This window comes from Kitasatospora sp. NPDC056800, assembly GCF_042789775.1.
Classification (GTDB): Bacteria; Actinomycetota; Actinomycetes; order Streptomycetales; family Streptomycetaceae; genus Kitasatospora.
On the sequence record NZ_JBHUAL010000141.1, the window covers coordinates 1 to 25652 of the forward strand.

Genomic DNA, 25652 nt, shown 5'->3' on the forward strand with positions numbered 1-25652 from the left:
CCCGTGACAGGGTGCCCGCCCAGCGGCGTTGTTCGGGTCCGGACGGCCTCGCGGCGCCCTCGGGCGGCCTTGTGGCGGCCCTCAGGCGGCCTCGTGGCGCCGTCGGGTCGGGGTCAGGGGCAGCGCACGACCTGGCCGGCGTAGGCCAGCCCGCCGCCGAAGCCGAAGAGCAGGACCGGGTCGCCGGGCGAGAGCTCGCCGCGCTCGACCAGCTTGGAGAAGGCCAGCGGGATGGAGGCGGCCGAGGTGTTGCCGGAGTGGACCACGTCCCGGGCCACCACCGCGTCCTCGCCGAGGCCCAGCTTGCCCGCGATCGCGTCGATGATCCGCAGGTTGGCCTGGTGCGGGACGAAGCCCTTCAGCTCGGACGGGGCGATCCCGGCCCGCTCGCAGGCCTGGCGGGCCAGCGGGGCGAGCTGGGTGGTGGCCCAGCGGAAGACCGACTGGCCCTGCTGGCTGATCACCGGGTCCCAGCCGGTGATCACCACGGCGTCGCCCCGCTCGGGCTCGGAGCCCCAGACCACCGGCCCGATGCCGGGCTCGGCGCCCTCCTCCTGGGCCTCGACCACCGCGGCGCCCGCTCCGTCGCCGAAGATCACGCAGGTGGAGCGGTCGGTCCAGTCGAGCGTGTCGGACATCCGCTCGGCGCCGATCACCAGGGCGCGGCGGGCCGAGCCGGCCCGGATCGCGTGGTCGGCGGTGGCCAGGGCGTACGAGAAGCCGGAGCAGACCGTGTTGATGTCGTACGCGGCGGGCGAGCGCACGCCCAGCCGGGCGGCCACGGCGGCGGCGGTGTTGGGGCTGCGCTCGATCGCGGTGCAGGTGGCGACCACGACGAGGTCGATCTCGTCCGCCGTCCGGCCGCTGTTGGCGAGCGCCTTCTGCGCGGCCTCGGTGGCGAGGTCGACCAGGGTCTCGTCCTCGGCGATGTGCCGGCTGCGGATGCCGACACGGGTGCGGATCCACTCGTCGTCGGTGTCGACGAGCCCCGCCAGGTCGTCGTTGGTGAGGACCTTGGGGGGCTGGTAGTGGCCGAGTGCCACAATGCGCGAACCGCTCATACTGCCATGGAACCGGGTTACCCGCTGGTCAGCATGGTATGACCGGCGACAGGATCCGCCCCCTCGATCTGTAGGAGGTGGACAAGGGGCCTTGGGGCGCCCGGGTTCCGTGCCCGGCTTCCGCGGACTCCGGGGTCAGAGTGCCAGCGTGGAGGCGTCGCCCATCACGACGACGGGGTGGGCGGCCGGGTCCAGGGTGCGGATCAGCTGGGCCATCTTGTCCTCGGGGATCGACACGCAGCCGTGGGTCGGGCCGTCGTGGTCCACGTGGAGCCAGATGCCGCCGCCCTTCTTGGAGCCCATCGGGCGGCGCGGGTCGAGCGGGGAGTTGCCGGGGACCCGGTTGTAGTTGATCGCGACCACGTAGTCGAAGGAGCCGGCCAGCTGGTCCCCGAAGAAGCCCGTGCCGGAGACCACGAAGCTCGGGTCCTTGTCGTACGGGAGCTTGCTGCCCGGGTCGGCCTTGCGGCCGCCCGCGTCGGTGAGGCTGAAGACGCCGATCGGGCTGCGCAGGTCGCCCTCGTTGTGGTCGGTGGTCCAGCCGCTCTTGCCGTTGTGGCCCTGCCAGGTCTCGCCGGCCAGCCAGCGGCCCTCGGGGGTGCGGGTCCAGAGGGTGACGGCGTTCTTGTCGGTGTTCTTGTCCTGGCCGGAGGCGACCAGTACCTGGGCGGTCTCGGCGGGGATCTGCGCGGTGAACTTCGCGCCGAGGCCGGGTATCGCGGCGACCGAGCCGTCCGTACGGGTCTGGCTGCGGTCGGCGGCGGGGGCCGCGGCCTGCCGGTCGGAGGCGGCCTGGGCGGCCGCGGGGGCCGGGGCGGGGTGGTCGGGCTTGCTGACGCCCTCCGGGCCGGGGCCGTCGGCGGCGGCGATGCCGGGCTTGGCGCCGTCCTGGCCGACGGCGTACCAGCCGGCGGTGGCGGCGACCAGCAGCGCGGTGCCGGCCATCACGGCCTTGCCGTGACGTTTCTGCTTGGCCTTGCGCCGGCGTCCCCGCGCGGCCGTCCGGGAACCCGCCACGGGTGCGGCGGCGAGCACGACGGGCCCGGGCTCAAAGGGGACGGTCTCGGGCGCGGGCACCGGCTGGTACACCGACGCCGCCTCGTAGCCGCCCTCCGGCTCACCCTGGTAGGCCTGGAACGGCTGGTCGTACGCCTCGGAGTAGCCGTCAGGAGTCTGCTGGTACGGCTGGTACACGCCCTGGCCGTACTCCTGCGGAACGGGCTGCCGGTACGCCTCGTGCTCGGGGTACGGCTGCTCGTACGACTGCTGCGGCACCCCGTACACCGGCTCCCGCATCGGCTCGTACGACGGGTACTCGGTGGCGCGATGAGAACCGGACATGCTGTCGATCCTGCCAAACGCCGTACCCGTTGGTAAACCCGGGTCAGGTGCGGAGGCCGTGAAGACAACCGCCGCCCGGGCCGACGAGCGGTCCGGGCGGCGGGGATCTTCGCAGGTCAGAGGCGCATCGCCTGCGGGGTCTCGCGACGCTCCAGGTCGGGGCCGTCGTACTCGCGGATGACCTCGTAGCGGGTGTTGCGCTCCACCGGGCGGAAGCCGGCGTCGCGGATCAGCCCGAGCAGGTCGTCGCGGCCGAGCTTGTTCGGGGTGCCGAAGTTGTCCGCGTCGTGGGTGATCTTGTACTCGACCACCGAGCCGTCCATGTCGTCCGCGCCGTGGCTGAGCGCCAGCTGGGCGGTGGTGACGCCGTGCATCACCCAGAAGACCTTGACGTGCGGGACGTTGTCGAAGAGCAGCCGGGAGACCGCGAAGGTCTTCAGCGCCTCGGCGCCGGTGGCCATCTCCGTGCGGGCCATCAGCTTGTTGCGCACGACGCCGTCCTTGGAGTCGTGGAAGTCGTGCTGGTAGCGCAGCGGGATGAAGACCTGGAAGCCGCCGGTCTCGTCCTGGAGCTCGCGCAGCCGCAGCACGTGGTCCACCCGGTGGCGGGGCTCCTCGATGTGGCCGTACAGCATGGTGGCGGGCGTCTTGAGGCCCTTGCCGTGCGCGAGGCGGTGGATCCGCGACCAGTCCTCCCAGTGGGTGTCGTGGTCGACGATGTGCTGGCGGACCTCCCAGTCGAAGATCTCCGCGCCGCCGCCGGTCAGCGACTCCAGGCCGGCGTCGATCAGCTCGTCCAGGATCTCGTCGGCGGGCAGGCCGCTGATCTTCTCGAACCAGTGGATCTCGGTGGCGGTGAAGGCCTTCAGCGAGACGTTCGGCAGCGCCGCCTTCAGCTCCCGCAGCGAGCGCGGGTAGTAGCGCCACGGCAGCGTCGGGTGCAGCCCGTTGACGATGTGCAGCTCGGTGAGGGAGTCGACCTCCATCGCCTTGGCGAGGCGGACGGCCTCCTCGATGCGCATCGTGTACGCGTCCTTCTCGCCCGGCTTGCGCTGGAACGAGCAGTACGCGCAGGACGCGCTGCACACGTTGGTCATGTTGAGGTGACGGTTGACGTTGAAGTGGACGACGTCGCCGTTCTTCCGCGTCCGCACGTGGTGGGCCAGCCCGCCCAGCCAGGCCAGGTCGTCGCTCTCGTAGAGCGCGATCCCGTCCTCGCGGGTCAGCCGCTCACCCGCGTAGACCTTCGCCTCCAGCTCGCGCTTGAGCCCTGCGTCCATGCGGTGACCCGCCTCCTCCGACATTCGATTCCTTGCCGGAATGAGCGTACGCCTATGCCGAGAGCAGCTCGGCGAGCAGTGTCGGGTCGATGTTGCCTCCGCTGACCACGGCCGCCACCGACTGGCCCCCGGTCTCGGCGGCGCGGTGGAAGTAGGCGGCCGGGGCGACCGCCCCGGAGGGCTCGGCGACGAGCCGGCCGCGGCGGGCCAGCACGGCCACGGTGGCGCGGATCTCGTCCTCGGTGACGGTGACGATGTCGTCCACGTAGGCGGCGACGTGCTCGAACGGCAGCACGCCGAGCGACGGGGTGCGCAGCCCGTCCGCGATGGTCCGGTAGGTGTCGGCGACCGGCCACTCGACCCGGCGGCCGGCCCGCAGGCTGGCCCGGGCGTCGGCGGCCAGCTCGGGCTCCACGCCGATCACCCGGATGCCGGGGCGGGTGAGCTTGAGCGCGGCCGCCGTCCCGCCGATCAGGCCGCCGCCGCTGACCGGCACCAGGACGGTGTCCAGGTCGGCCGGGGCGTCCTCGGCGATCTCCAGGCCGACCGTGCCCTGGCCCGCGATGATGAACGGGTCGTCGTACGGGGGCACCCAGACGTAGCCGTGCTTCCCGGCCAGCTCGGCGGGCAGGGTGTCCCGCTCCTCCGGCGCCACCAGGATCACCTCGGCGCCGAACGAGCGGGTGGCCTCGACCTTCACCGCGGGCGAGGTGTCCGGCATCACGATCACGGCCTTGATGCCGAGCTCCCGGGCCGCGTACGCCACCGCCTGCGCGTGGTTGCCGCTGGACTGGGCCACCACGCCCCGGGCGCGCTCGTCCTCGGTGAGCGCGGCCAGCCGGTTGTAGGCGCCGCGGGTCTTGAAGGCCCCGGTCGGCTGGAGGTTCTCGGGCTTCAGCCAGAGCCGCCGCTCCCCCTCGGCCGCCCAGGGGGCGGGAACCAGCGGGGTGCGCACGGCGACCCCCGCGATCCGCTGCCGAGCCGCGCGCAGCTCCTCCAGTCCGACCAGTGCCATACGTCACTCTCCTACAGGAGGAAGTTCACTCACTCGGTTTTCCCACTTGGTGGAGAGTACGACGGTGGTGCGGGTCCGGGCCACGCCCTTCGTGCCCGAGATCCGCTTGACCACCGATTCCAGGCCGGCCACGTCGGCCACCCTGACCTTCAGCATGTAGGAGTCGTCACCGGCGATGAACCAGCAGTCCTCGACCTCGTTGAGGTCCTTCAGCCGGTGCGCGACGTCCTCGTGGTCCGCGGCGTCGGTGAGCTGAAGGCCGATCAGGGCCGTGACGCCGAAGCCGAGCGAGGCCGGGTTGACCGTCGCCCGGTAGCCGGTGATCACCCCGGCCTGCTCCAGGCGGTTGATCCGGTCCGTGACGCTCGGGCCGGAGAGCCCGACCAGCCGGCCCAACTCGGCGTAGGACGCACGGCCGTTCTCCCGGAGCGCCTGGATGAGCTGTCTGTCCACCGTGTCCATATACCGTCCGCGTCCTTCCGAACCTCACCAGACCCACAGATCATTATCCGGATTCAAAGGCGCCGTGCGCCGAACGACCCGGATATCGCAGAGAAGATACTCTCCCGCCCCGGGTCTCCTTACTCCCCCTCAGCCGGTGCGCCCTCGCCGGCGGCCGTCTTGCGGGCGGCCGCCCCCAACTCCCCTTCCCAGCGCAGGTACAGGGAATGCGGCACGTCGACGGCGTCCAGCACCCGTCCGGCCACGAAATCCACGAGTTCGCGCACGGTGGAGCCGCCGGCGTAGAAACCGGGCGAAGCGGGCAGGACGACCGCCCCCTGCGCGTCGAGCTCCACCAGGTGCTTCAACGTCACCCCGTTGAGTGGCGTCTCGCGCACGCAGACGACGAGTGGACGGCGCTCCTTGAGGGTGACGCTGGCGACGCGCTGCAGCAGGTCCTTGCTCAGGCCGAGCGCGATCCCGGCCACCGCGCCGGTGGTCGCGGGCACCACGAGCATGCCCTTGGCCGGGTAGGAGCCGCTGGACGGGCCGGCCGCGAAGTCCCCGGCGGGCCAGTAGCGGACGTCGTCCAGGCCCTCGTCGCTCCCGAGCCAGGCGGCGAGGTCGGTGCGCCAGTGGGCGTCCCGGAAGGAGATGCCGGTCTCGTCCAGGATGGTGAGCCGGGCGGCGCGGCTGACGACCAGGTCCACCGCCTCGCCGGCGGCCAGCAGCGCGCGGATCACCGAGGCCGCGTACGGCGTCCCCGACGCACCCGAGACCCCGACCACCCACGGCTGACGCTTCGCAGTTCCCATGGGGCAATTCTGTCCCGGCTCCACCCGTGGTTCCGGACCGGGCCGACCGGGAGGGGTCCGGGAGCGCCCGCCCCTGGGAGGATGGGCGCATGGCAGCGACCCTCGTCGACCTCACCCATCAGGTGACCACCGCGATGCCGGTCTACCCCGGCGATCCGGCCGTCCTGCTGGAGCCCGCGCTCACCACGGCCACCGCCGGGGTGAACGTGCTGGCCCTGCACCTCGGCTCGCAGTCCGGGACGCACGTGGACGCGCCGTACCACGTGGACGTCACCTGGCCGACCCTGGACGGGCTGCCGCTGGAGCGGTTCACCGGCCCCGCCGTGGTCGCCGACCTGCGCGGGCTGGAGCCCCGGTCGGCCGTCACCCCCGGGCTGCTGGCGGCCGCGCTGGAGCGGGTCGCGGACTCCGGCGAGGGCACCGTCCTGCTGCTGGCCACCGGCTGGGCCCGGCACTGGGGCACCGACGCCTACCTCGCCCACCCCGCCCTGACCCCGGCCGCCGCCGAGGCGATCGTCGCCGCCGGGGTGCGGACGGTCGGGGTGGACGCGCTCAGCGTCGACCCGACCCCCGACCCGGGCCCGGGCGACCCGGCGGTGGCCGCCCTGCTCGCCGACCTCACCGACGAGCACGACCACGGCACCGCCGACGAGCCCACGCTGGCCGCGCACCGGGTGCTGCTGGGGGCGTCCGGCGGCGGGGTGATCGCCGAGAACCTGACCGACCTGCGGCCGCTGCTGGCGGCCCAGGAGGCCGGCCTGCCGGTGGAGGTCTCGCTGTTCCCGCTGCGGCTGGTCGCGGCGGACGGCGCACCGGTACGGGCGGTGGCCCGGCTGGGCTGAGCCGGACTCTCCGTCCGGGCCGGGGACTTGGTCTAGACCATCCCCCGTCAACGCCAGTACGCTTTCCGGCCATGGCTGAGATCATCGGAGTGATCGAGCGACTCTGGCGCTACCCCGTGAAGTCCACCGGCGGCGAGCGGCTCGACTCCGTCGAGGTGGACGAGCGCGGCCTGGCCGGCGACCGCCTCTACGCCGTCCGCGACGCCGCGGGGAAGCTCGGCTCGGGCAAGAACACCCGCCGCTTCCGCCGGATGGACGGCCTGCTCCGCCTCTCCGCCCGGCTCGGCCACCGGATCGACGGCCCCGAACTGTTCGATCCGCTCGGCCGCCCGGTCGACCGGCCGAACTCCTTCCTGCGCGCCTACCTCCAGCGCGAGGACGTCGAACTCGCCCGCGAGGACGCCGTCTCGCACTTCGACCGGCTGCCGGTCAGCGTGCTCAGCACCGCCACCCTGGACTGGGTCCGCGAGGCCGTCCCCTTCACCATGGTCGACGAGCGGCGGTTCCGCCCCAACATCGTGCTGCGCACCCCGCCCGGCACCCCGCCGTTCGTCGAGGACGCCTGGCTCGGCCGCCAGGCCTCCGGCGAGGCCCCCGGCAGTGCCAAGCTCTCCTTCGTCGCCTCCAGCGAGCGCTGCGCGATGACCGGCGCCCCGCAGCCCGGACTGCCGCACGCCCCCGAGATCCTCAAGGCCGTCGTGCACGCCCACGACGGCCGGCTCGACGCCCTCGCCGAGGTCGCCGCCCCGGGCCGCCTGCGGGTCGGCGACCGGCTGCTCCTCGGCTGACCACGGCCCCCGCGTCCGTCACCGCCCTTGCCCGAAGGGCGACTTGACCCTCGCGAACCGGCAGCCGAGGACGAGGCGCCGCGGGGTGCCGGTCACGGGCCCCCTCAGGGGGTGTCGCCGACGCTCCCGGACTCCGCCGCGGGGAGGGCGACCGCGCGCAGGTAGGCCTGGGCGAAGAGCTCGACGGTCTCGTCCGTCGACGGCAGCCCGTCCCCCAGGGCGGGTTCCAGCACCGGCCGCATCAGCGCGTGGTTGAGCAGCGGGCCGATCATCAGCTGGGTCAGCACCGGGGTGGGCAGCGGTCTCAGCCGGCCGGCCCGCACGTGCGGGCGCAGCAGCCGGTCCAGGCCGGCGAGCGCCTGCGGCAGGGTGGCGGCCATCACCCGGGCGGCGGGGCCGTCCGGGCGGCCGAGCAGGTCGGCGAAGACCGCCGGGACGATCCGCGGCTCGTGCACGAAGGCCGCGGCGAAGGTGGCGTGGAGCGCCCGGACGGTCTCCTCCAGGGTCTCCGGCGGGTCGGCGGCGAGGGCCTCCAGGTCGGGCAGCGCGGAGTGCCGCTCGAACACGGCGGCGAGCAGGCCGTCCCGCCCCTCGAAGACGGTGTGCAGGCTGGGCAGCGAGCAGTCGGCCCGGTCGGCCACGGCGTCCAGGGTGACCCCGGCCAGGCCGCGCTCGGCCACCAGCAGCGCCGCCGCCGCGATCGCGCGTTCGCGCACCGGCGGCCGTCCGCCCGGGTCGACGCCCGCCTCCCGGACGGCCTCGTCCAGCACCGCCCGGGAGCCGCCGAGCCTGCGCAGCAGCGTGCTGCGGGAGATGCCGGCCGTCGCGGCGATCGCCGTGAGCGGGACGTCCGCGACGTCCTGGCCCCGTTCCTTCGCCGCCGTGAGGGCGGCCGTCACCAGCTCCTTCATGTGAAGCATCGTACTACTTGACACCTGGGACGGTTCCAGAGATTCTGTATATGCAGGTTCCACGCGGACAGTGATCGATCGAGCACTGAAAGGGGAGAGCCATGAGCGTCGTGATCTCCGGGGGCGGGCCGGCCGGAATGATGCTGGGCCTGATGCTGGCGCGCGCCGGTGTCGAGGTGACCGTGCTGGAGAAGCACGGGGACTTCCTGCGCGACTTCCGCGGCGACACCGTCCACGCCTCCACCGTGCGGCTGATGGACGAACTCGGCCTCGGCCGGAAGTTCGCCGCACTGCCGCAGAGCCGCCTCGGCAACCTGGTGGTGCAGCCGCCCGGCTCCGCCCCCGTCGCGCTGAGCGCCTACGAGCGGCTGCGGCCCCCGTACAACTACATCGCCATGATCCCGCAGTGGGACCTCCTGAACTTCCTGGTCGCGGAGGCCCGGCAGGAGCCCGCCTTCACCCTGCGGATGAACACCGAGGCGACCGGACTGCTCCGGGACGGCGGCCGGGTCACCGGAGTCCGGTACCGCACCCGGGACGGCGAGGAGGGCGAGCTGCGCGCCGACCTCACCGTCGCCGCCGACGGCCGGCACTCCACCCTGCGCCGGGCGGCCGGCCTGGCCGCCCAGGAGTTCCCGGTGCCCTTCGACACCTGGTGGTTCCGGCTGCCCCGGCACCCCCACGAGCAGGCCCAGCCGCCCAGCCTCGTCCCCGGGTTCGGGTCCGGCGACATGGTGCTGAGCTTCGCCCGGACCGACTACTTCCAGATCGCCTACTTCCGCGCCAAGGGCGCCGACCCGCAGCTGCGCGCCGAGGGGATCGAGCGGTTCCGCGAGCGGATCGCCCGGCTGCTGCCCCAGTACGCGGACCGGGTCGACCAACTGGCGAGCCTCGACGACCTGCACCTGCTCGACGTCCGGCTCAACCGGCTGGACCGCTGGTACACCGACGGGCTGCTGCTGATCGGCGACGCCGCCCACGCGATGTCCCCGGCCGGCGGGGTGGGCATCAACCTCGCCATCCAGGACGCCGTCGCGGCCGCCACCCTGCTCGCCGAACCGCTGCGCCGCGGCCGTCCGACCGTGGCGGCCCTGGCCCGGGTCCAGCACCGCCGGCTGCGGCCGACGGTGATCATGCAGCGGATGCAGCGGGTCCTGCACAGCGTGCTGTTCGAGCCGGTCCTCACCGGCGAGCGGGCCGGCCCGCCCGCCCGGCTGGTGGCCCTCGCCCGGCACGTCCCCGGCTTCCCGGTGCTGCTCTCCCGCCTGATCGCCTTCGGCCCGCTCCCCGAGCACGCACCGGCCTTCGCCCGGCGCGACGCCTGAGCCCCGGCGGGCGGCATCCGCCCCGGATCCCCGCGAACCGTCCGTTCGGACGGGCGGATCGCGGGGAACGACCGTTGGCATGACGATCCCTCACCGCCTGATCGGCACCGGCGACCACCACGTCCTGGTCCTGCACGACTGGTTCGGCACCAGCGCGGGCTGGGGCCCGTTCCTCGATTACCTCGACGGCAAGGCCTTCGGCTACGCCTTCCTCGACTACCGCGGCTACGGGCTGCGCAAGGGCGTCACCGGCGCGTACACGCTCGCCGAGATCGCCTCCGACGCGCTCGCCCTGGCCGACCAGCTCGGCTGGGACCGCTTCTCGCTGGTCGGCCACTCCATGGGCGGCAAGGCGGCCCAGCAGGTGCTCGCCGAGGCGCCGCTGCGGGTGCGCAAGCTGGTCGGCCTGGCCCCGGTGCCGGCCGGGGAGTACCCGATGGACGCGGCGGGCGAGGCCCTGTTCTACGGCGCGGCCGAGGACCGGGAGAAGCGCTTCGCGATCCTCGACCTGGTCACCGGGCAGCGGGCCGGCCGGGTCTGGCTCGACCGCATGGTCGACCAGTCCCTGCGGCAGTCCACCCCCGAGGCCTTCGGCCGCTACGTCCACGACTGGACGACGGCCGACCTGCGGCGCCGGATCGACGGCAACCCGGTGCCGGTCAAGGTGATCGTCGGCGAGCACGACCTCGCCCTCACCGCCGAGGTGATGCGCGGCACCTTCCTCGCCCACTACCCCAACGCCGAGCTGGAGGAACTCGCCGGCAGCGGGCACTACCCGATGTACGAGGCCCCGGTGGCCCTCGCGACGGCGCTGGAGGACTTCCTGCACAACTGAGGCCGGCCCGGCCGGGGCCTCCGTATGATCCGACGATCATGACTGATCACGAGCTCTGGCACCGTCTGGACCGCATCCGCCACGAACGCGGGCTCCTCACCCCCGGCGAGCTGGTACTGCTCGCCGACCGGGGCGTGGCCGTCCTCGACCCGTTCTCCGTACTGGTCGCGCGGCGGGTGACGCTGTCGGCGGAGACCGTCCTGTACCCGGGCGCGACCGTCGAGTGCGACGCGGACAGCGACTGCGCGATCGGCCCGGGCACCGTCCTGTACGGCGGCGCCCGGATCGTCGCGACCGGCGGCGGGCGGATCACCGTCGGACGCCGCGCGCGGATCGGCGAGGGCGGCGCCGTGGTCAGGGCCGGGGCGGGCGAGGCCATCGAGCTCGGGGACGAGGTCAGGATCGCCAACGGCGCCGAGCTGACGGGCCGTTGCCGCCTCGGCACCGGCTCCCAGGTCCTCGGCCCGATCTCCGCCCGCGCGGTCGAGCTCGCCGCCGGCCGCCCGTACACCCACCCCGACCCGGACGGTCGCGGCGGCGTCCTCAAGGGCCACGGCCGGGCCCGGGGCACCCGGGTCGGCGTCGGCGAGGTCGTCAACGGCAACGGCGACTTCGCCGCCGCCCCGGTCGAACGCCAGCGGACCTACCACCCGGACGCCCCCCACCTGGGCGACTGACCCCGCGGCGCCTCCGGACCCGTACCCCGCACCCCGGGACCGAGGAGGGCGGCGGCCGGCCAGAGCGCGAAGCATCAGGAGGCGTGCGGGAGTTGGCGCGCGCCGCGGGGTAGACGCTGGCGCATGGACCCGAGACCCGTGCGCATTGGGCGTCTCATCCTTCTCGCTTACGTTCGATGCATGACAGATGAGCGAGTTGACGACACGTCGCCGGTGCTGGTGATCGGCGTCTCCGGAGCGGTCGGGCGGCACGTCGGGCTGCAGCTCGCGGCGGCCGGCGTGCGGGTGCGGACGCTGCCCCGGCGGGAGCTGCGCGACCCGGCGTCGCTGGAGGCCGCGGTGCAGGGCGCCGGCGCGGTGCTGCTGGGGTGGCCGTTCCCGACGGCGGACGGGGCCACCGAGGCCGTCGGCGTGCTGGCCCGGGAGGTCGGGCGGGTGGTGTTCCTGTCCTCGGCCGTCCCCGGCCGGCCGGAGGGCGGGATCGAGGCGCTGCTCGCCGGCAGCGGGGTGCGGCACACGGTGCTGCGGGCGCACGGCTTCGCCGCCGCGCTGCAGTGGGCGGAGGAGATCAGGGCCGGGGGCACGGTGCGGGGCTACGGCGGCGCGGCCGGGCTGAACCCGGTGGACGAGCGGGACGTCGCGGCGGTGGCCGTCCGGGCCCTGGTGGAGGACGGCCACGACGGCGCCCGGTACGTCCTCACCGGCCCGGAGTCGCCGACCCAGGCGGAGCAGGTGGAGATCATCGGCGCGGCCGCAGGGCGCCCGGCCACCTGGCAGGAGGTCCCCCGCGAGACCGCCCGCCACCGGATGTCCGCCGCCGGCCGCCCGTCGGCCGCCGTCGACGGCGCCCTGGACCTCGTCCACGCCCGCCTCACCGCCCCCGAGCCGGCCACCAGCACCGTCCAGGACGTCACCGGCCACCCGGCCCGCAGCTTCCACGCCTGGGCGAGGGACCACGCGGCCCTGTTCCGCTGAGCCGGTCCACGAGCGGCGGGCGGGCCCGGACGAGGCGGGAGGAGCGCCCCGTGAGCCCGCCGGCGGACGCGCGGATCAGATCCCGAGCCCCCGGACGACCAGGTCCACCAGCGCGAAGAAGAACAGCGAGATCCCCACGAAGCTGTTGGTCTGGAAGAACGCCCGGTTGAGCTTCGACAGGTCGTTCGGCCGCACGATGGTGTGCTCGTACACGAAGGCCCCCGCGACGACCACGAGGCCGATCCAGAACGCCGCTCCGGCGTCCGTCAGGAGCGCGAACCAGCCCAGCAGGAGCGTCGTCAGGACGTGGCACACCCGCGCGCCCCGAATGGCCGCCGGCACGCCGTACCGCGCGGGCACCGAACGGACCCCGTGCTCGCGGTCGGACTCGACGTCCTGGCAGGCGTAGACGAGGTCGAAGCCGCCGATCCAGATGCCGACGGCCACGCCCAGCACGACCGCCTCCCACGACCAGCTGCCCGTGACCGCGAGCCAGGCGCCGACCGGCCCCATCGCCTGGGCGATGCCGAGGATCGCCTGCGGGAAGTTCGTGAACCGCTTGCCGTACGGGTAGACCACCATCGGCACCACGGCGACCGGCGCGAGCGCCAGGCAGAGCGGGTTGAGCATCGCGGCCGCGCCGAGGAAGACCACCAGCGCGACGGCCGAGCCGACGTACGCGGTCTTCAACGACACCGCTCCGGTGACCAGTTCACGCGTGGCCGTGCGCGGGTTGCGGGCGTCGATCTCCCGGTCGATGATCCGGTTCGCCGCCATGGCGAAGGTGCGCAGCCCCACCATGCACACGGTGACGACGAACAGCTCGCCCCAGTGCACCCGCTTGTCCGCGAGGAACATGGCCGTCAGCGCGGCGATGTACGCGAACGGGAGCGCGAAGACCGAGTGCTCGATCATCACCAGGCGGAGGAACGCCCTGGTGCGCCCCGGTGTCTCGACAGCGGCCGTGCTCACAGTCCGTATTCCTTCCAGCGACGCGACACCAGTTCGGCGGTGGCCGGGTCGGAGGACACCATCTCCGGCCAGCCGCCGTCCCGGGTGTACCCCTCCTCCGGCAGCTTGCGGGTCGCGTCGATGCCCGCCTTGCCGCCCCAGAACTGCTGGTACGAGGCGTGGTCCAGGTGGTCCACCGGGCCTTCGACCACGGTCAGGTCCCGGCTGTAGTCGACGTTGCCGAAGGCCCGCCAGGCGACCTCCTGGTAGTCGTGCACGTCGCAGTCGGCGTCCACCACGATGATCAGTTTGGTCAGCGACATCATGTGCGCGCCCCAGATCGCGTGCATCGTCTTCTGGGCGTGCTTGGGGTACTTCTTGTCGATCGAGACGATCACGCAGTTGTGGAAGCCGCCGGCCTCGGGCAGGTCGTAGTCGACGATGTCCGGGATGATGATCTTCAGCAGCGGCAGGAAGAACCGCTCGGTGAACTTGCCCAGCGGGCCGTCCTCCGTCGGCGGGCGGCCGACCACGATGGACTGGAGGATCGGGCGGCGGCGCATCGTCACGCAGTCGATCTTCAGCGCCGGGAACGGCTCCTGCGGGGTGTAGAAGCCCGTGTGGTCGCCGAACGGGCCCTCGGGCAGCATCTCGCCGGGCTCCAGCCAGCCCTCCAGGACCACCTCGGCGTCGGCCGGGACCTGGAGCGGCACCGTCTTGCAGTCGACCATCCGGACCCGCTCCCCGGCGACGAAGCCGGCGAAGAGGTACTCGTCGATGTCCCCGGGCAGCGGCGCGGTGGCCGCGTAGGTGACGGCCGGGGGGCAGCCGAAGGCGATCGCGACCGGGAGGCGCTCACCGCGCTTGGCCGCCACCGCGGCGTGGTTGCGGCTGTCCTTGTGGATCTGCCAGTGCATGCCGATGGTGCGGCGGTCGTGCCGCTGGAGCCGGTAGAGGCCCAGGTTGCGGATGCCGCTGTCCGGGTCCTTGGTGTGGGTCAGGCCCAGGTTGAAGAAGGAGCCGCCGTCCTGCGGCCAGGTGAAGAGCGCGGGCAGGTCGTCCAGGTCGACGTCGTCGCCGGTGAGCACGACCTCCTGCACCGGGGCGTCACCCGGCTTCACGTGCCGGGGCGGGACGTGCGCCATCGAGGCGAGCTTGCCGAAGGCGTCCCGGAAGCCGGTGAAGCCCTGCGGCAGCTCGGGCTTGAGCAGGCCGGCGATCTTCTCGGAGATGTCGTCCGGGCCCTTGAGGCCGAGCGCCTTGGCCAGCCGCCGCTCGGTGCCGAAGACGTTCATCGCCAGGGGCATCGACGAGCCCTTGACGTTCTCGAAGAGCAGCGCCGGGCCCTTGGCCTTCTGCACCCGGTCGACGATCTCGCCGATCTCCAGGTGCGGGTCCACCTCCACCTTGATGCGCTTGAGGTCGCCCTCACGGTCGAGGGCCCGGAGAAACGAGCGGAGATCGTCGTATGCCATGCCTGTCAGTATCCGCCACCCGATAGCCTGGCCGGGTCAAGGGCCCCTGGAAGGCGCCCGCCACCATCGCCGCCCGGGGGGAGATCCCAGCCGTGCCGAGGATTCTTCTGACCATCATCCTTCCGCTCGCGCTCTGGGTCTGGGCGTTCGTGGACTGCCTGACCACGCCCGAGGACGAGGTGAAGCACCTGCCCAAGGTGGTCTGGGTGCTGATCGTGCTGCTCTTCCCGCCGCTGGGCCCGATCGCCTGGCTGATCGCCGGCAAGCAGCGCGGCTTCCTGCGGGCCGCGCCCGCCGGGGCCCACCCGGGGTACCCGGCCGACGACCGGGCGGGCCGTCCCGCCGCGCGCGGCGGGCGCCCGCTGGCGCCGGACGACGACCCCGAGTTCCTCGCCTCGTTGAAGAAGGACGACAAAGACCACGAGTCCATGCTCAAGCAGTGGGAGGCCGATCTGCGCCGTCGCGAGCGGGAGCTGCGCGACCGCGACGAGCCCGAGGACGGCAGGAAGAGCTGATCGGAGCGGGTCCGCCCGCTCGCCCGGACAGCCCACCCCCACCATGCGGGGTGGGCTGCGGCATTTTTGGTGCTTCCCTACGACTGCGCAACCCCTAACCCGGACGGCGACCCCCTGCCCGCCGGGCTTGAGCGGACCTTGAGCGGAGCCCAAGAGGACCGGCCTACAGTACTGGGAGACGGCCCTGACCTGCGCTTTCCTTCATGCTCAGATCATCGGACCATCATCTGTCCGACAACCCCCGGTATCCGAATGAACACCGAGCGCTCAGTCAACGATCCGACCGCTTCTGTCCAGGCCTGACAGCTAAACGAACTCGACCTTGTACGGAATCGACGCCGAAACCAGCGCACGGCCCCTCGTACAGTCATAAGTGAAGAAAGTGATTCGCAGCCGGGGGCACAGCAGACGTTGGCTGTCGGACAGTTCCCTCACCCTTGGAGTGGTTCGAGATGACGGTTGTGCATGAGGCGCCGGTCGACGGCGAGGTCCCCGAGGTCCCGGCCGACGCCCGCGGGCGGGTCGCCGAGCTGCACGAGCTGCGCGAGAAGGTCCGCCGCGGCCCCAGCGACAAGGCCACCGAGGCCCAGCACGCCAAGGGCAAGCTGACCGCGCGCGAGCGCATCGAGCTGCTGCTGGACGAGGGCTCCTTCCAGGAGGTCGAGCCGTTTCGCCGGCACCGCGCCCAGGGCTTCGGCCTGGAGGCCAAGAAGCCGCACACCGACGGCGTGATCGTCGGCTGGGGCACCGTCCACGGGCGCACCGTCTTCACGTACGCGCACGACTTCCGGATCTTCGGCGGCGCGCTGGGCGAGGCCCACGCCCAGAAGATCCACAAGATCATGGACATGGCCATCGCGGCTGGTGCCCCGCTGGTCTCGCTGAACGACGGCGCCGGCGCCCGCATCCAGGAGGGCGTCACCGCCCTGGCCGGCTACGGCGGCATCTTCCAGCGCAACACCAAGGCGTCCGGCGTCATCCCGCAGATCTCGGTGATGCTCGGCCCGTGCGCCGGCGGCGCCGCGTACTCCCCCGCGCTGACCGACTTCGTCTTCATGGTCCGCGAGACCTCGCAGATGTTCATCACCGGCCCGGACGTGGTCCAGGCGGTCACCGGCGAGAAGATCAGCCAGAACGGCCTCGGCGGCGCCGACGTGCACGCCGGCGTCTCCGGCGTCTCGCACTTCGTCTACGACGACGAGCAGTCCTGCATCGAGGAGGTCCGCTACCTCCTGTCGCTGCTGCCGCAGAACAACCGCGAGATGCCGCCGTCCGTGGTGACCGAGGACCCGGTCCAGCGCCGCAACGACAGCCTGCTGGACCTGGTGCCCGCCGACGGCAACCGCCCGTACGACATGCGCAAGGTGATCGAGGAGATCGTCGACCACGGCGAGTACCTGGAGGTCCACGAGCGCTGGGCCACCAACGTGCTCTGCGTGCTCGCCCGGATCGACGGCCACGTCGTCGGCATCATCGCCAACCAGCCGCAGTCGCTGGCCGGCGTGCTGGACATCAACGCGAGCGAGAAGGCCGCCCGCTTCGTCCAGATGTGCGACGCCTTCAACATCCCGCTGGTCACCCTGCTCGACGTCCCCGGCTTCCTGCCCGGCGTCGACCAGGAGCACGGCGGCATCATCCGCCACGGCGCCAAGCTGCTGTACGCGTACTGCAACGCCACCGTGCCGCGCATCTCGCTGATCCTGCGCAAGGCCTACGGCGGCGCGTACATCGTGATGGACTCCCGCTCGATCGGCGCCGACCTTTCGTACGCCTGGCCGACCAACGAGATCGCCGTGATGGGCGCCGAGGGCGCGGCCAACGTCATCTTCCGGCGCGAGATCAACGCCGCCGAGGACCCGGACGCCATGCGCGCCCAGAAGATCAAGGAATACAAGAACGAGCTGATGCACCCGTACTACGCGGCCGAGCGCGGCCTCGTGGACGACGTCATCGACCCGGCCGAGACCCGCCAGGTGATCGCTTCCGCCCTGGCCATGCTCCGCACCAAGCACGCCGACCTGCCCAGCCGCAAGCACGGCAACCCGCCGATGTAGTGGCGCGCACCGCCGCGACAGCCCGCACCTCAGCAGCAGCCCGCACCGACGCGCCACCACCTCAGACCGCAGCCACCCGGGGGAGAAACCAGGACATGACCGCTTCCGCCGAACCCCTCGTCCGCATCGTCCGCGGCAGCCTCACCGACGAGGAACTCGCCGCCCTGACCGCCGTCCTCGCCGCGCGCGCCGCCGTCGCGCAGCAGGCCGCCGCCGCCGCGCCGATCGAGCCGATCGCCAACTGGCAGCGCCTGGAGCGCCGCCCGGCGTACTACTCGCCGTTCAGCTGGCAGCAGGCGGCCTGACGGCCCACGGCCCGTGCCGACGGCCGGTCACCCCGCTCGGGTGACCGGCCGTCCGGCGTTGCCCGGGCCGCCTCGGGCTCTGCCCGGGGCCGCGTCGGCGCCGGCCCGGGGCCGCGTCGGCGGTGCTCCCGCCCGGTCGGCCGGGGCCGGAGGGGCCCGCGGCGGGCTCGGTAGGATGCCTACTGGACGGTATGCGTCCGCCGCCCCGTCCGCCCCCATAGGATCGGCCGCTGCCGAGACCAGAACTTTCCAGGGAGGCTGCGATGGCCAGGCAGGCCCGCGCGCTGGCGACCCGCCAGACGGTACTCGTCGCGGCGGCCGAGGTGTTCGACGAGCGGGGCTACGCCGCCGCCACGATGTCCGAGATCCTGGACCGCGCCGGCGTCACCAAGGGCGCGCTGTACTTCCACTTCCGCTCCAAGGAGGAGCTGGCGCTCGCCGTCATCGAGGGACAGGGCGTCTTCATCTCCGGCTGGACACCGGCCTCGGACAGCCCGGTGCAGAACCTGATCGACCTCGGGTACGCCTTCGCCCGCGCGCTCCAGACCGACCCGCTGGTGCGCGGCAGCATCCGGCTGACGATCGAGCACGGCAGCTTCACCCAGCCGCAGCTCGCGGCCTACCAGGGCTGGATGGACACCGTCCGCGTCCTGCTGGAGCACGCCCGGGAGGCCGGCGACCTCCACCCGGGGGTCGACCTGACCGCGGCCGCCGGGGTGATCACCGGGGCCGTCACCGGCATCCAGCTGAGCTCCCAGGTGCTGGCCGACCGGCAGGACCTGATCCAGCGGCTGTCCGACCTCTGGACGCTGCTGCTGCCCGGCCTGGTCCAGCCGCACGCGCTCGCCCGGCTGAGCGTCGCCGAGCGCGCCTGAGCCCCGACTCCGGGAGCCCCGGGGCCGGGGCCGGTCAGACCCGGTAGCCCGCCCGGTGCTCCGCCGTCACCAGGGCCGGCAGCGCGGCCGTCCAGAGCCGGCTCACCGCCTCAGGACCGGGCCGGCCGGTCTCCTCGCCCGCGAGCAGCACCTGGCCGGCCGCCACCGCGGTGAGCAGTTCGGCGGCGGCCCGCCGGTCCACCCCGGGGCGCAGCTCGCCGGCCTCGGCGGCGCGGTCCAGCAGCCGGTGGACGACGGCGGTGAGGCTGCGCCAGGCGACGTCGGAGGCCACGGGCGGGCCGTCCGGCCCCTCCTGGGCGCCGTCCCGGCGCGGGCCCTGGCGGCCGAGCCGGACGCCGGCCCGCACCACCACGTCCTCGCGCAGCATCCGGGCCAGCTCGTGCGAGAAGTCGATCAGCCCCTGGAGGGCCGGGCCGTCGGCCCGCAGCGCGCGCAGCGCGGCCGAGCCGACCTCCCGCCCGGAGGCGCGGCGCACCCCGTCGGCGAGGGCCTGCTTGGACACGAAGTGGAAGTAGAGGGCCCCCTTGCTCACCCCGGCCCGGCGGCTGATGTCGACCAGGCTGGCGGCCTCGAAGCCCACCCGCGCGAAGGTCTCCGCGGCGGCGAGCAGTACGGCCCGCCGGGTCCGCCCAGCCCGCTCCTGCTTGACCACTGGCCCCCTCCGGACTCGACCGGGCGCGATCCCCGCCCCACCCGGCTGCTGTCGGCGCGGCCCCTGCGGGGGCGGCGCTCGCATGCGGACGGCACCCTCCGAAACCGCATGGTTGGTATCTAATCTAGCGCTTGCTTCGCCCCCGCCGTCCAGCGGGGACGGCCCCCCACCGATGGTCCGAGGCCTCCCGAACGGGCATTCCCGCAGCCCAGGGGGCAGGTAGCGTGGCCGGGCCGGAGCGTTCGGCCTGGGCACCCCAGCCGCCGAACACAAACCGGGTGGTATGTATGTTTTGCTCGGACGGCCGTGGCGGCCGCTCCGACCGACACCCTGAAGCGGGGGCCCGTCATGCCATCGATCGTAGAGCCGGACCCGCACGATCCGTACGCCCACCCCGGCCCGGGCAGCGCCGGCGGCTTCGGGTTCGACGACGGCCCCGCCACCGGCTACGACTTCCACGACCGGACCGTCTCCCGGCACCTGGTGCACCGCGCCTCGGTGTCCGAGGTGTTCCTCACCGGCTGGCAGGCCACTGGCCCGTACGACTTCCTGCTCGGCGCCCAGTGGCCCCGGCTGCACGGCTTCTACCGGCTGCCCGGGGACCGCTACCACGACCCGGTGCTGCTGGCCGAAACGATCCGGCAGACCGGGCTGCTGATCGGCCACGCCGGGTTCGGGGTGCCGCGCGGCCACCACTTCATGATGGAGGACCTCTCCTACGCGCTCGACGGGACCGGCCTGCCGGGCCTCGCCGTCACCGCCGGCCCCGCCTCGCTGATGCTGGCCGTCGGCTGCGAGGACGTCCGGATGCGGCACGGCGAGCTCGCCTCGCTCCGGGTCTGCGTCGACGTCACGCGGGACGGCCGGCCGATCGGCCGCGGCAGCGGACGGCTGCGGGTGGTCTCCCCCGCCTCGTACGCCCGGCTGCGCGGCCCCGCGCGGCGCTCCCTCCCACCGCGCCCGCCGGCACCCGCCGCGCCCGAGCTGGTCGGCCGCGCACAGCCGGCGGACGTGGTGCTCAGCCCGACCCTGGCGCCGGACACCTGGCTGCTGCGCGCCGACACCACCCACCCGGTGCTGTTCGACCACGAGCTGGACCACGTGCCCGGGATGCTGGTGTTGGAGGCCGCCCGGCAGGCCGCCCAGCGGCTGCGCCACCCCGAGCCGGTGGTCCCGGTCGAGCTGGTGACCTCCTTCGACCACTACATCGAGCTGGACCGGCCCTGCTTCGTCCGGGCCGCCCCCGAACCGGCGCCCGGGCCGGCCGAGGGGCCGGCCGCGGCGGACGGGCGGCTCGCGGTACGGGTCGAGCTGCTCCAGGACGGCCGGACGGCGGCCGAGTGCCTGCTGCTCACCGTGCCGGTGGACGGACCGGCCGAGGGCCCGGGGGTGCCGGTCCGGCGGGACGCCTACGACGGCCGCCCCGCCGCCCCGGGCCCCGCCGTACCCGGCCCTCCCCTGCCGGGCCTCGGGGGCGCCCGGCTGCCGCTGGCGAGTTAGGGACGCCCCGGGCCCGTCAGGCGGCCACCAGGGCGGCCGGCCGGCCCGCGTGCATCACGCTGAGGTTGGTCGCCAGCCGGACCGGGTCCTGGGACAGCCAGAGCCGCAGCGCCGCGCCCAGGGCCGCGCTGGCCGACTCGACCCGGACGTCGGTGATCTGCGCGATCCGGGCCGCGCCCGGCACCAGCAGATCGGCCAGCGGGGTCGGCAGCCACACCGTCAGGGCGCACGGCGCGGGCACGGCCAGCGCCCCCAGCAACCGGTAGGCGTCCCCCGGCGCGCTGAGCGTCGGGATGATGTCCAGCAGCGCGTCGGACACCACCTCCGACACGTCGCTCCGGTGTCCCTGGGCGAGCCTGCGGAGCAGCGTGCGCTCGGCGGCGGTGATTCGGACGGTCAGCATGACCTCGTCGCACTCCATTGCGCGATTTCCTCCTCAGTTCCCTCTCGCACCGGCCGGCGGCCGGCGCGCACTACCCCGTTTCACACATCGGCCCGGCTACCTGTGGGAGAGAGCCGGGCCGGTGGGTGATCGTGTGCCCCGGTCAGATCCCCGCGTAGGAGTGCTTTCCGGTGACGAAGATGTTCACCCCGTAGTAGTTGAAGAGCCAGCAGGCGAACGCCGCCAGCGCCAGGTAGGCGGCCTTGCGGCCCTTCCAGCCGGCCGTCGCACGGGCGTGCAGGTAGCAGGCGTAGGCGACCCAGGTGATGAACGACCAGGTCTCCTTCGGGTCCCACTCCCAGTACTTGCCCCAGGCCGCCTCGGCCCAGATCGCGCCCGCGATGATGGTGAACGTCCACAGCGGGAAGACCAGGGCGTTGATCCGGTAGGACAGCTTGTCGAAGGTGGACGCGGCGGGCAGTCGGCGCCAGATCGAGGCCGAGGTGCCCAGCGGGCCGGTGGTGAGGCCGGCCGCCGTCCGCTTCTCGAAGGACTCCTTGCCGAGGTACAGCAGCGTGGCGATGAACGCCGCGTAGAAGGCGCCGCCGCAGAAGATCGCGGTGGAGACGTGGATCGCCAGCCACGGCGAGTGCAGCGCCGGGACGAGCTGCTCGGAGTCGGTGTACAGCACCGTGGTGGCGATGCCGAGGGTGAGCAGCACCGCGAGCACGACCGGCAGGCCGAGCCAGCGGACCTTCTTCTTCGCGGCCAGCAGCACCAGGTACGCGGCCGTCATCGCGAAGGCGAAGGCGCAGGAGAACTCGTACATGTTGCCCCACGGCCAGCGGGAGACCGACAGGCCGCGGGTGATGATGCCGCCGCCGTGCAGCGCCAGCGCCAGCACGGTGAGCGAGACGGCGATCCGGCCGGCCAGGTCGGCCCGCACGCTGGTGCCGGCCGCGCCCGGGCCGTCCTCCTCCTCGGCGCCGCGCCCGGTGGTGACCACCGTCGCGCCCTCGCCCGCGATCGCGGTGCGGGTGAGCGTCGTGGTGCCGCCGCCGGCCCCGGCCACCGTGACGGTGACCTTCTTCGCGGCCTTCCTGTCCGCCGCGGCGACGGTCTCGCCCAGGCTGCCCGCCTGTTCGGTCGAGCGGACGGCGACGGCGCCCTTGCTGCCGAAGGTCCACTCGATCATGTGGGCGAACATGGCGAGGGTGTAGACCACCATCGCCGAATAGATCAGCTTGTTGGAGAGGTCGGCCAGCTGTGGGTCGACCGCCGAGGCGAGATGCACCGTCTACTCCTTGGAGTTCTGGTCGGCAGGGACTGCGGGTTCCGGGGAGGCCGCCGGGACTGTGGGGGTCCCGGTCTCCTCGGGTACGTCCGTTTCGGTGTCGGCGTCCTCGCCCGCGGAGGCCGGAGTGCCGTCCTCGTCCGCGGAGGCCGGAGTGCCGTCCTCACCTTCGGGGGCCGGGGCGTCGTCCTCCTCGTCCTCGGAGGCGGGAGCGTCGTCCTGGAGGTCGACCGCGAGCTCCGCCAGCTCCTCGGCGATCTTCGCCGACTCGCTGCGGGCCAGGCCGGCCAGCTCCACCTGGGTGCCGCCGCCCGGCAGGGCGACCGCCCGCACCCAGATCCGGCGGCGCTGGATGAACAGCGAGCCGATCAGGCCGAGGATCGCGAGCACGCCGCCGCTCAGGGCGATCGCGTTGCCCGGACGGTGCGAGATGTTGAAGCTGGCCCACTGCTTGTAGCCCTCGAAGGTCACCGAGCCGTAGCCGTCGGGCAGGTCCCAGGCCTGGCCGGGCTTGAGCCGGGCCTTGGCCGGCTGGCCGTCCTGGGTGAGCTGGGTGAGCTTGCGGGTGTTGAGCTGGTAGACGTTCTGCGGCAGGCCGGAGTCGGTGCCGAGGTCGCCGGCGAAGGCGTTCAGCACGAGTTCGGGCTCGGCGTCACCGGGGAACAGCGAGACCGGGCCGGTGCCCTCGAAGCTCAGCGGGGCGGTCGGCAGGAAGAAGCCGGAGAAGCCCATCTGGGTCTTGTTGCCGTCGGGGCCCACGCCGTAGTCGGAGACCTTCACGACACCGGTGGAGGTCAGGTTGCCGTCCTGCGGCAGGAACGGGACGGCGCCGCGGTAGACGACCTCGCCCTTGCCGTTCTTGACGCTGACGAACGGGGCGTAGCCGTGGCCGATCAGGTAGACCTTGCTGCCGCCGATCTCCAGCGGGTGGTTGACCTCGATCGTCGACTTCTTCAGCTTCGACTGGTCGCTGCCCTCGTAGTACTCGACGTTCGCGGTGAACTGCCGGGCGGCGCCGATCTGGTCGCCCTTGGTCTGGAACTTCGAGGTGAAGCTGTCCAGCTTCAGGTAGAAGGGGTCGAGGTCCTGGTTGCCGTAGAACCGGGTGCCGTTGAAGTCGTCGAGCTGGGTGATGGTGTTGGAGTAGCCCTCGCCCTGGACCATCAGCTTGCCGCCGGTGCCCGAGGCCAGGCTGGCCCAGGCGAAGCCGCCGAGCAGCGCGAACAGCGACAGGTGGAACAGCAGGTTGCCGACCTCGCGCAGGTAGCCCTTCTCGGCCGCCACCGCGCCGCCGGACAGGTGGGCGCGGAAGCCGCGCTTGCGCAGCAGCCGGTGCGCGGCGGCGTTCACCGCGTCGGCGTCCGCCTCGGTGCGCCAGGCCGCGTGCACCGGCATCCGGGTCAGGTTGCGCGGCGCGGCCGGCGGCTGGGAGCGCAGCACGCCGACGAACTGCCAGGTGCGCGGGACGATGCAGCCGGCCAGCGACACGAACAGCAGGATGTAGATCGCGGAGAACCAGACCGAGCTGTAGACGTCGAACAGCTGGAGCTTCTCGTAGATCGGCGCGACCGTGGCGTGCTGCGCCTTCCAGGCCTCGACCTTCAGCTGGCCCTGGCCGTTCTGGTACTGCGGGATCAGCGAGCCGGGGATGGCGGCCAGCGACAGCAGGAAGAGCAGGATCAGGGCGACCCGCATCGAGGTCAGCTGGCGCCACATCCAGCGCGCCCAGCCGAACGCCCCTATGCCGGTCGGTCCGTCGGACTCGACCGGCGCGGTGCTGAGCCGCTCGGCGGCGACGTCGTCCGGCGCCGGGGGCTGCTCGGTCTCGGTCGTGGTGTTGCTCACGGTCAGATTCCGATCTGGAAGTCGGCGGTCCAGGACTGCAGCTGGCTCAGCATCGAGTCCCAGATCCCGGTGACGAGCAGCAGACCGACCGCGACGAGCATGCCGCCGCCGATCCTCATGACGAGCGGGTAGTGCCGCTTGACCCAGCCGAAGGCGCCCAGCGCCCGGCGGAAGGCCAGCGCGGCCACGATGAACGGTACGCCGAGGCCCAGGCAGTAGAAGGTCATCAGCAGGGCGCCGCGCGCGGCGTCGGCCTGGTTCAGGGCGAGGTTCTGGACGGTCGCCAGGGTCGGACCGATGCAGGGGGTCCAGCCGACGCCGAAGACCACGCCCAGCAGCGGCGCGCCGAGCAGGCCGACCGACGGACGGCGGTGGGAGCGCACCTCGCGCATGCTCAGACCGGGGACGAGGCCCATGAAGGCGAGGCCCATCACGATCGTCACCGCCCCGAGCACGATCGAGATGACCCGCTTGTGCTCCTGGAGGGTGTCGCCGAACTGCCCAAACAGCGCCCCGCCCGAGACGAACACGGCGGTGAAGCCGAGGATGAACAGCGTCGCCCCGAGCAGCATCCGGCCGCGCCGCGCGCCGCGCGCGTCCGCGAGGTCGGCGGCGGAGAAGCCGGTCACGTACGACAGGTAGCCGGGGACGAGCGGCAGCACGCAGGGCGAGAAGAACGACACCAGTCCGGCCGCCAGCGCGATCGGCGCGGCGACCAGCAGCGCTCCGCTCTGGAGGGTCCCGGTGTTGTCGGCGAGTTGTTGCGGCAGGCTCACTGCTTCTGCTCCGCGACCACCGGCTGGAGGATCGACTCCAGCGCGTCCTCGGTGGTGCCGCCGACGGCGCGGGCGGCCAGCTTGCCGTCCCGGTCGACGATCAGGGTGGTCGGGATGGACTGCGGGTTGAGGCTGCCCTTGGGGAACTTGAGCAGCTGGGTGCCGGCCGGGTCGAAGAGGCTCGGGTAGGTGACGCCCTGCTCCTGCTCGAAGCGGACGGCGTTCTGCTTCTCGGTGTCCCGGGTGTTGATGCCGAGGAACTGGACGCCCTGGTCCTTGTACTTCTCGGAGACGTTCTGGAGGCTCTTGGCCTCGGCCCGGCACGGGCCGCACCAGGAGCCCCAGACGTTCAACACGACGACCTTGCCCCGGTAGTCGGAGAGCTTGGCCGGGGTGCCCTCCAGGGTGTCCCCGGAGATGTCCGGCGCGTCCCCGCGCTTCCCGGCGTCCGCCTTCGACAGGTTGGTGCCCTTGACCGTGACGAAGCCGACCTGGCCCTCGCCGCCGCCCGACGAGCCCGAGGAGGAACAGCCGGTGAGGGCGAGCGCAGCGGCGGCGACGGTGGCGGCGGCTGCTGCGGCGACACGGGGACGGGGGCGCGTCATGGCAGACATGTGAAAAGTTTCGCATGGAGTTCCGGGCCGGTTCGCCGGGGTCCTCCCTTGCGCGTCGCACCCCTTCTGACCTGCGACGAAATCGGG

The 25652-nt window shown here is 72.9% G+C and carries 26 protein-coding genes; 11 read left to right on the top strand and 15 right to left on the bottom strand.

The window, feature by feature from the left end; all coding sequences use genetic code 11:
• Positions 1-113: 113 nt before the first annotated feature.
• The 6 genes from ACFRQN_RS26965 to ACFRQN_RS26990 all read right to left on the bottom strand — a co-directional run bounded on the left by ACFRQN_RS26965 (position 114) and on the right by ACFRQN_RS26990 (position 5953).
• Positions 114-1061: a beta-ketoacyl-ACP synthase III gene (locus ACFRQN_RS26965; protein WP_049651545.1), complete on the bottom strand. Its 948-nt coding sequence runs from the start codon at positions 1059-1061 to the stop codon at positions 114-116.
• Positions 1062-1196: 135 nt separating this feature from the next.
• Positions 1197-2402 carry a L,D-transpeptidase family protein gene (locus ACFRQN_RS26970; RefSeq protein ID WP_380742706.1) on the bottom strand — a complete coding sequence of 402 codons (1206 nt, stop codon included), beginning with the start codon at positions 2400-2402 and terminating at the stop codon, positions 1197-1199.
• Positions 2403-2518: 116 nt separating this feature from the next.
• Positions 2519-3682 (bottom strand): aminofutalosine synthase MqnE, encoded by a 1164-nt coding sequence (mqnE, locus tag ACFRQN_RS26975; protein ID WP_049651548.1) that lies wholly within the window; start codon positions 3680-3682, stop codon positions 2519-2521.
• Between the two features lie 52 nt (positions 3683-3734).
• Positions 3735-4697: a threonine/serine dehydratase gene (locus ACFRQN_RS26980; RefSeq protein WP_049651544.1), complete on the bottom strand. Its 963-nt coding sequence runs from the start codon at positions 4695-4697 to the stop codon at positions 3735-3737.
• A gap of 3 nt (positions 4698-4700) precedes the next feature.
• Entirely contained in the window at positions 4701-5159 is a 459-nt protein-coding gene (locus tag ACFRQN_RS26985) for an Lrp/AsnC family transcriptional regulator (RefSeq protein ID WP_049651543.1), read from the bottom strand.
• A gap of 119 nt (positions 5160-5278) precedes the next feature.
• Positions 5279-5953, bottom strand: coding sequence for a UbiX family flavin prenyltransferase (locus tag ACFRQN_RS26990; protein WP_049651542.1), 675 nt, complete (start codon positions 5951-5953; stop codon positions 5279-5281).
• An 89-nt stretch (positions 5954-6042) separates the two neighbouring features.
• Here ACFRQN_RS26990 and ACFRQN_RS26995 point away from each other — a divergent pair, with 89 nt between their 5' ends.
• Positions 6043-6795 carry a cyclase family protein gene (locus ACFRQN_RS26995; RefSeq protein WP_380742709.1) on the top strand — a complete coding sequence of 251 codons (753 nt, stop codon included), beginning with the start codon at positions 6043-6045 and terminating at the stop codon, positions 6793-6795.
• Between the two features lie 71 nt (positions 6796-6866).
• Positions 6867-7583: an MOSC domain-containing protein gene (locus ACFRQN_RS27000; protein WP_380742711.1), complete on the top strand. Its 717-nt coding sequence runs from the start codon at positions 6867-6869 to the stop codon at positions 7581-7583.
• Positions 7584-7687: 104 nt separating this feature from the next.
• Here ACFRQN_RS27000 and ACFRQN_RS27005 read toward each other — a convergent pair whose 3' ends face one another.
• On the bottom strand, positions 7688-8494 hold the full coding sequence (locus ACFRQN_RS27005) for a TetR/AcrR family transcriptional regulator (RefSeq protein ID WP_049651539.1): 807 nt from the start codon (positions 8492-8494) through the stop codon (positions 7688-7690).
• A gap of 101 nt (positions 8495-8595) precedes the next feature.
• On the opposite strand from ACFRQN_RS27005, the gene ACFRQN_RS27010 reads away from it, so the two are divergent.
• The 4 genes from ACFRQN_RS27010 to ACFRQN_RS27025 all read left to right on the top strand — a co-directional run bounded on the left by ACFRQN_RS27010 (position 8596) and on the right by ACFRQN_RS27025 (position 12306).
• A complete protein-coding gene (locus ACFRQN_RS27010) occupies positions 8596-9819 on the top strand; it encodes an FAD-dependent oxidoreductase (RefSeq protein WP_380742713.1) in 1224 nt (407 codons plus the stop codon).
• A 79-nt stretch (positions 9820-9898) separates the two neighbouring features.
• Positions 9899-10654, top strand: coding sequence for an alpha/beta fold hydrolase (locus tag ACFRQN_RS27015; protein ID WP_380742715.1), 756 nt, complete (start codon positions 9899-9901; stop codon positions 10652-10654).
• 38 nt (positions 10655-10692) lie between these two features.
• Entirely contained in the window at positions 10693-11331 is a 639-nt protein-coding gene (locus tag ACFRQN_RS27020) for a hypothetical protein (RefSeq protein ID WP_380742717.1), read from the top strand.
• Positions 11332-11511: 180 nt separating this feature from the next.
• Positions 11512-12306: a nucleoside-diphosphate sugar epimerase gene (locus ACFRQN_RS27025; RefSeq protein WP_380742719.1), complete on the top strand. Its 795-nt coding sequence runs from the start codon at positions 11512-11514 to the stop codon at positions 12304-12306.
• Positions 12307-12381: 75 nt separating this feature from the next.
• Here the strand turns inward: ACFRQN_RS27025 and mqnP are convergent, their stop codons facing one another.
• Both mqnP and ACFRQN_RS27035 read right to left on the bottom strand, forming a co-directional pair.
• Positions 12382-13278 carry a menaquinone biosynthesis prenyltransferase MqnP gene (mqnP, locus tag ACFRQN_RS27030; protein WP_369808292.1) on the bottom strand — a complete coding sequence of 299 codons (897 nt, stop codon included), beginning with the start codon at positions 13276-13278 and terminating at the stop codon, positions 12382-12384.
• A complete protein-coding gene (locus ACFRQN_RS27035) occupies positions 13275-14732 on the bottom strand; it encodes a menaquinone biosynthesis decarboxylase (protein WP_380742721.1) in 1458 nt (485 codons plus the stop codon). Before ACFRQN_RS27035 ends, mqnP begins: the two co-directional genes overlap by 4 nt.
• A gap of 92 nt (positions 14733-14824) precedes the next feature.
• On the opposite strand from ACFRQN_RS27035, the gene ACFRQN_RS27040 reads away from it, so the two are divergent.
• The 4 genes from ACFRQN_RS27040 to ACFRQN_RS27055 all read left to right on the top strand — a co-directional run bounded on the left by ACFRQN_RS27040 (position 14825) and on the right by ACFRQN_RS27055 (position 18481).
• A complete protein-coding gene (locus ACFRQN_RS27040; RefSeq protein ID WP_049651532.1) occupies positions 14825-15247 on the top strand; it encodes a PLD nuclease N-terminal domain-containing protein in 423 nt (140 codons plus the stop codon).
• 452 nt (positions 15248-15699) lie between these two features.
• Positions 15700-17301, top strand: coding sequence for an acyl-CoA carboxylase subunit beta (locus ACFRQN_RS27045; protein WP_049651531.1), 1602 nt, complete (start codon positions 15700-15702; stop codon positions 17299-17301).
• 95 nt (positions 17302-17396) lie between these two features.
• On the top strand, positions 17397-17606 hold the full coding sequence (locus tag ACFRQN_RS27050) for an acyl-CoA carboxylase epsilon subunit (protein ID WP_049651530.1): 210 nt from the start codon (positions 17397-17399) through the stop codon (positions 17604-17606).
• 263 nt (positions 17607-17869) lie between these two features.
• Positions 17870-18481, top strand: a complete 612-nt coding sequence (locus ACFRQN_RS27055) for a ScbR family autoregulator-binding transcription factor (protein ID WP_049661418.1) — start codon at positions 17870-17872, stop codon at positions 18479-18481.
• Positions 18482-18515: 34 nt separating this feature from the next.
• Here the strand turns inward: ACFRQN_RS27055 and ACFRQN_RS27060 are convergent, their stop codons facing one another.
• Entirely contained in the window at positions 18516-19154 is a 639-nt protein-coding gene (locus ACFRQN_RS27060) for a ScbR family autoregulator-binding transcription factor (protein WP_181970610.1), read from the bottom strand.
• A 348-nt stretch (positions 19155-19502) separates the two neighbouring features.
• On the opposite strand from ACFRQN_RS27060, the gene ACFRQN_RS27065 reads away from it, so the two are divergent.
• Entirely contained in the window at positions 19503-20654 is a 1152-nt protein-coding gene (locus ACFRQN_RS27065) for a ScbA/BarX family gamma-butyrolactone biosynthesis protein (protein WP_380742724.1), read from the top strand.
• Between the two features lie 16 nt (positions 20655-20670).
• Here ACFRQN_RS27065 and ACFRQN_RS27070 read toward each other — a convergent pair whose 3' ends face one another.
• From ACFRQN_RS27070 to ACFRQN_RS27090, 5 genes are all read right to left on the bottom strand, one after another.
• Entirely contained in the window at positions 20671-21057 is a 387-nt protein-coding gene (locus ACFRQN_RS27070) for a hypothetical protein (RefSeq protein ID WP_143204614.1), read from the bottom strand.
• A 142-nt stretch (positions 21058-21199) separates the two neighbouring features.
• Entirely contained in the window at positions 21200-22330 is a 1131-nt protein-coding gene (gene ccsB / locus ACFRQN_RS27075; RefSeq protein ID WP_074004010.1) for a c-type cytochrome biogenesis protein CcsB, read from the bottom strand.
• 3 nt (positions 22331-22333) lie between these two features.
• Complete coding sequence (locus tag ACFRQN_RS27080; RefSeq protein WP_380742726.1) at positions 22334-24175, bottom strand: cytochrome c biogenesis protein ResB; 1842 nt, start codon at positions 24173-24175, stop codon at positions 22334-22336.
• A gap of 2 nt (positions 24176-24177) precedes the next feature.
• Complete coding sequence (locus ACFRQN_RS27085; protein ID WP_234348286.1) at positions 24178-24951, bottom strand: cytochrome c biogenesis CcdA family protein; 774 nt, start codon at positions 24949-24951, stop codon at positions 24178-24180.
• The gene (locus tag ACFRQN_RS27090; RefSeq protein WP_049650491.1) at positions 24948-25565 is read right to left on the bottom strand and encodes a TlpA disulfide reductase family protein; all 618 of its coding nucleotides are present in this window, start codon (positions 25563-25565) and stop codon (positions 24948-24950) included. Before ACFRQN_RS27090 ends, ACFRQN_RS27085 begins: the two co-directional genes overlap by 4 nt.
• Positions 25566-25652 lie beyond the last annotated feature (87 nt).

Coding starts and splice junctions, on each gene's coding strand:
- ACFRQN_RS26965 (WP_049651545.1), bottom strand. CDS start 1,061: ATGAGCGGTTCGCGCATTGTGGCACTCGGCCACTACCAGCCCCCCAAG.
- ACFRQN_RS26970 (WP_380742706.1), bottom strand. CDS start 2,402: ATGTCCGGTTCTCATCGCGCCACCGAGTACCCGTCGTACGAGCCGATG.
- mqnE (WP_049651548.1), bottom strand. CDS start 3,682: ATGGACGCAGGGCTCAAGCGCGAGCTGGAGGCGAAGGTCTACGCGGGT.
- ACFRQN_RS26980 (WP_049651544.1), bottom strand. CDS start 4,697: ATGGCACTGGTCGGACTGGAGGAGCTGCGCGCGGCTCGGCAGCGGATC.
- ACFRQN_RS26985 (WP_049651543.1), bottom strand. CDS start 5,159: ATGGACACGGTGGACAGACAGCTCATCCAGGCGCTCCGGGAGAACGGC.
- ACFRQN_RS26990 (WP_049651542.1), bottom strand. CDS start 5,953: ATGGGAACTGCGAAGCGTCAGCCGTGGGTGGTCGGGGTCTCGGGTGCG.
- ACFRQN_RS26995 (WP_380742709.1), top strand. CDS start 6,043: ATGGCAGCGACCCTCGTCGACCTCACCCATCAGGTGACCACCGCGATG.
- ACFRQN_RS27000 (WP_380742711.1), top strand. CDS start 6,867: ATGGCTGAGATCATCGGAGTGATCGAGCGACTCTGGCGCTACCCCGTG.
- ACFRQN_RS27005 (WP_049651539.1), bottom strand. CDS start 8,494: ATGAAGGAGCTGGTGACGGCCGCCCTCACGGCGGCGAAGGAACGGGGC.
- ACFRQN_RS27010 (WP_380742713.1), top strand. CDS start 8,596: ATGAGCGTCGTGATCTCCGGGGGCGGGCCGGCCGGAATGATGCTGGGC.
- ACFRQN_RS27015 (WP_380742715.1), top strand. CDS start 9,899: ATGACGATCCCTCACCGCCTGATCGGCACCGGCGACCACCACGTCCTG.
- ACFRQN_RS27020 (WP_380742717.1), top strand. CDS start 10,693: ATGACTGATCACGAGCTCTGGCACCGTCTGGACCGCATCCGCCACGAA.
- ACFRQN_RS27025 (WP_380742719.1), top strand. CDS start 11,512: ATGACAGATGAGCGAGTTGACGACACGTCGCCGGTGCTGGTGATCGGC.
- ACFRQN_RS27035 (WP_380742721.1), bottom strand. CDS start 14,732: ATGGCATACGACGATCTCCGCTCGTTTCTCCGGGCCCTCGACCGTGAG.
- ACFRQN_RS27045 (WP_049651531.1), top strand. CDS start 15,700: ATGACGGTTGTGCATGAGGCGCCGGTCGACGGCGAGGTCCCCGAGGTC.
- ACFRQN_RS27050 (WP_049651530.1), top strand. CDS start 17,397: ATGACCGCTTCCGCCGAACCCCTCGTCCGCATCGTCCGCGGCAGCCTC.
- ACFRQN_RS27055 (WP_049661418.1), top strand. CDS start 17,870: ATGGCCAGGCAGGCCCGCGCGCTGGCGACCCGCCAGACGGTACTCGTC.
- ACFRQN_RS27065 (WP_380742724.1), top strand. CDS start 19,503: ATGCCATCGATCGTAGAGCCGGACCCGCACGATCCGTACGCCCACCCC.
- ACFRQN_RS27070 (WP_143204614.1), bottom strand. CDS start 21,057: ATGCTGACCGTCCGAATCACCGCCGCCGAGCGCACGCTGCTCCGCAGG.
- ACFRQN_RS27090 (WP_049650491.1), bottom strand. CDS start 25,565: ATGTCTGCCATGACGCGCCCCCGTCCCCGTGTCGCCGCAGCAGCCGCC.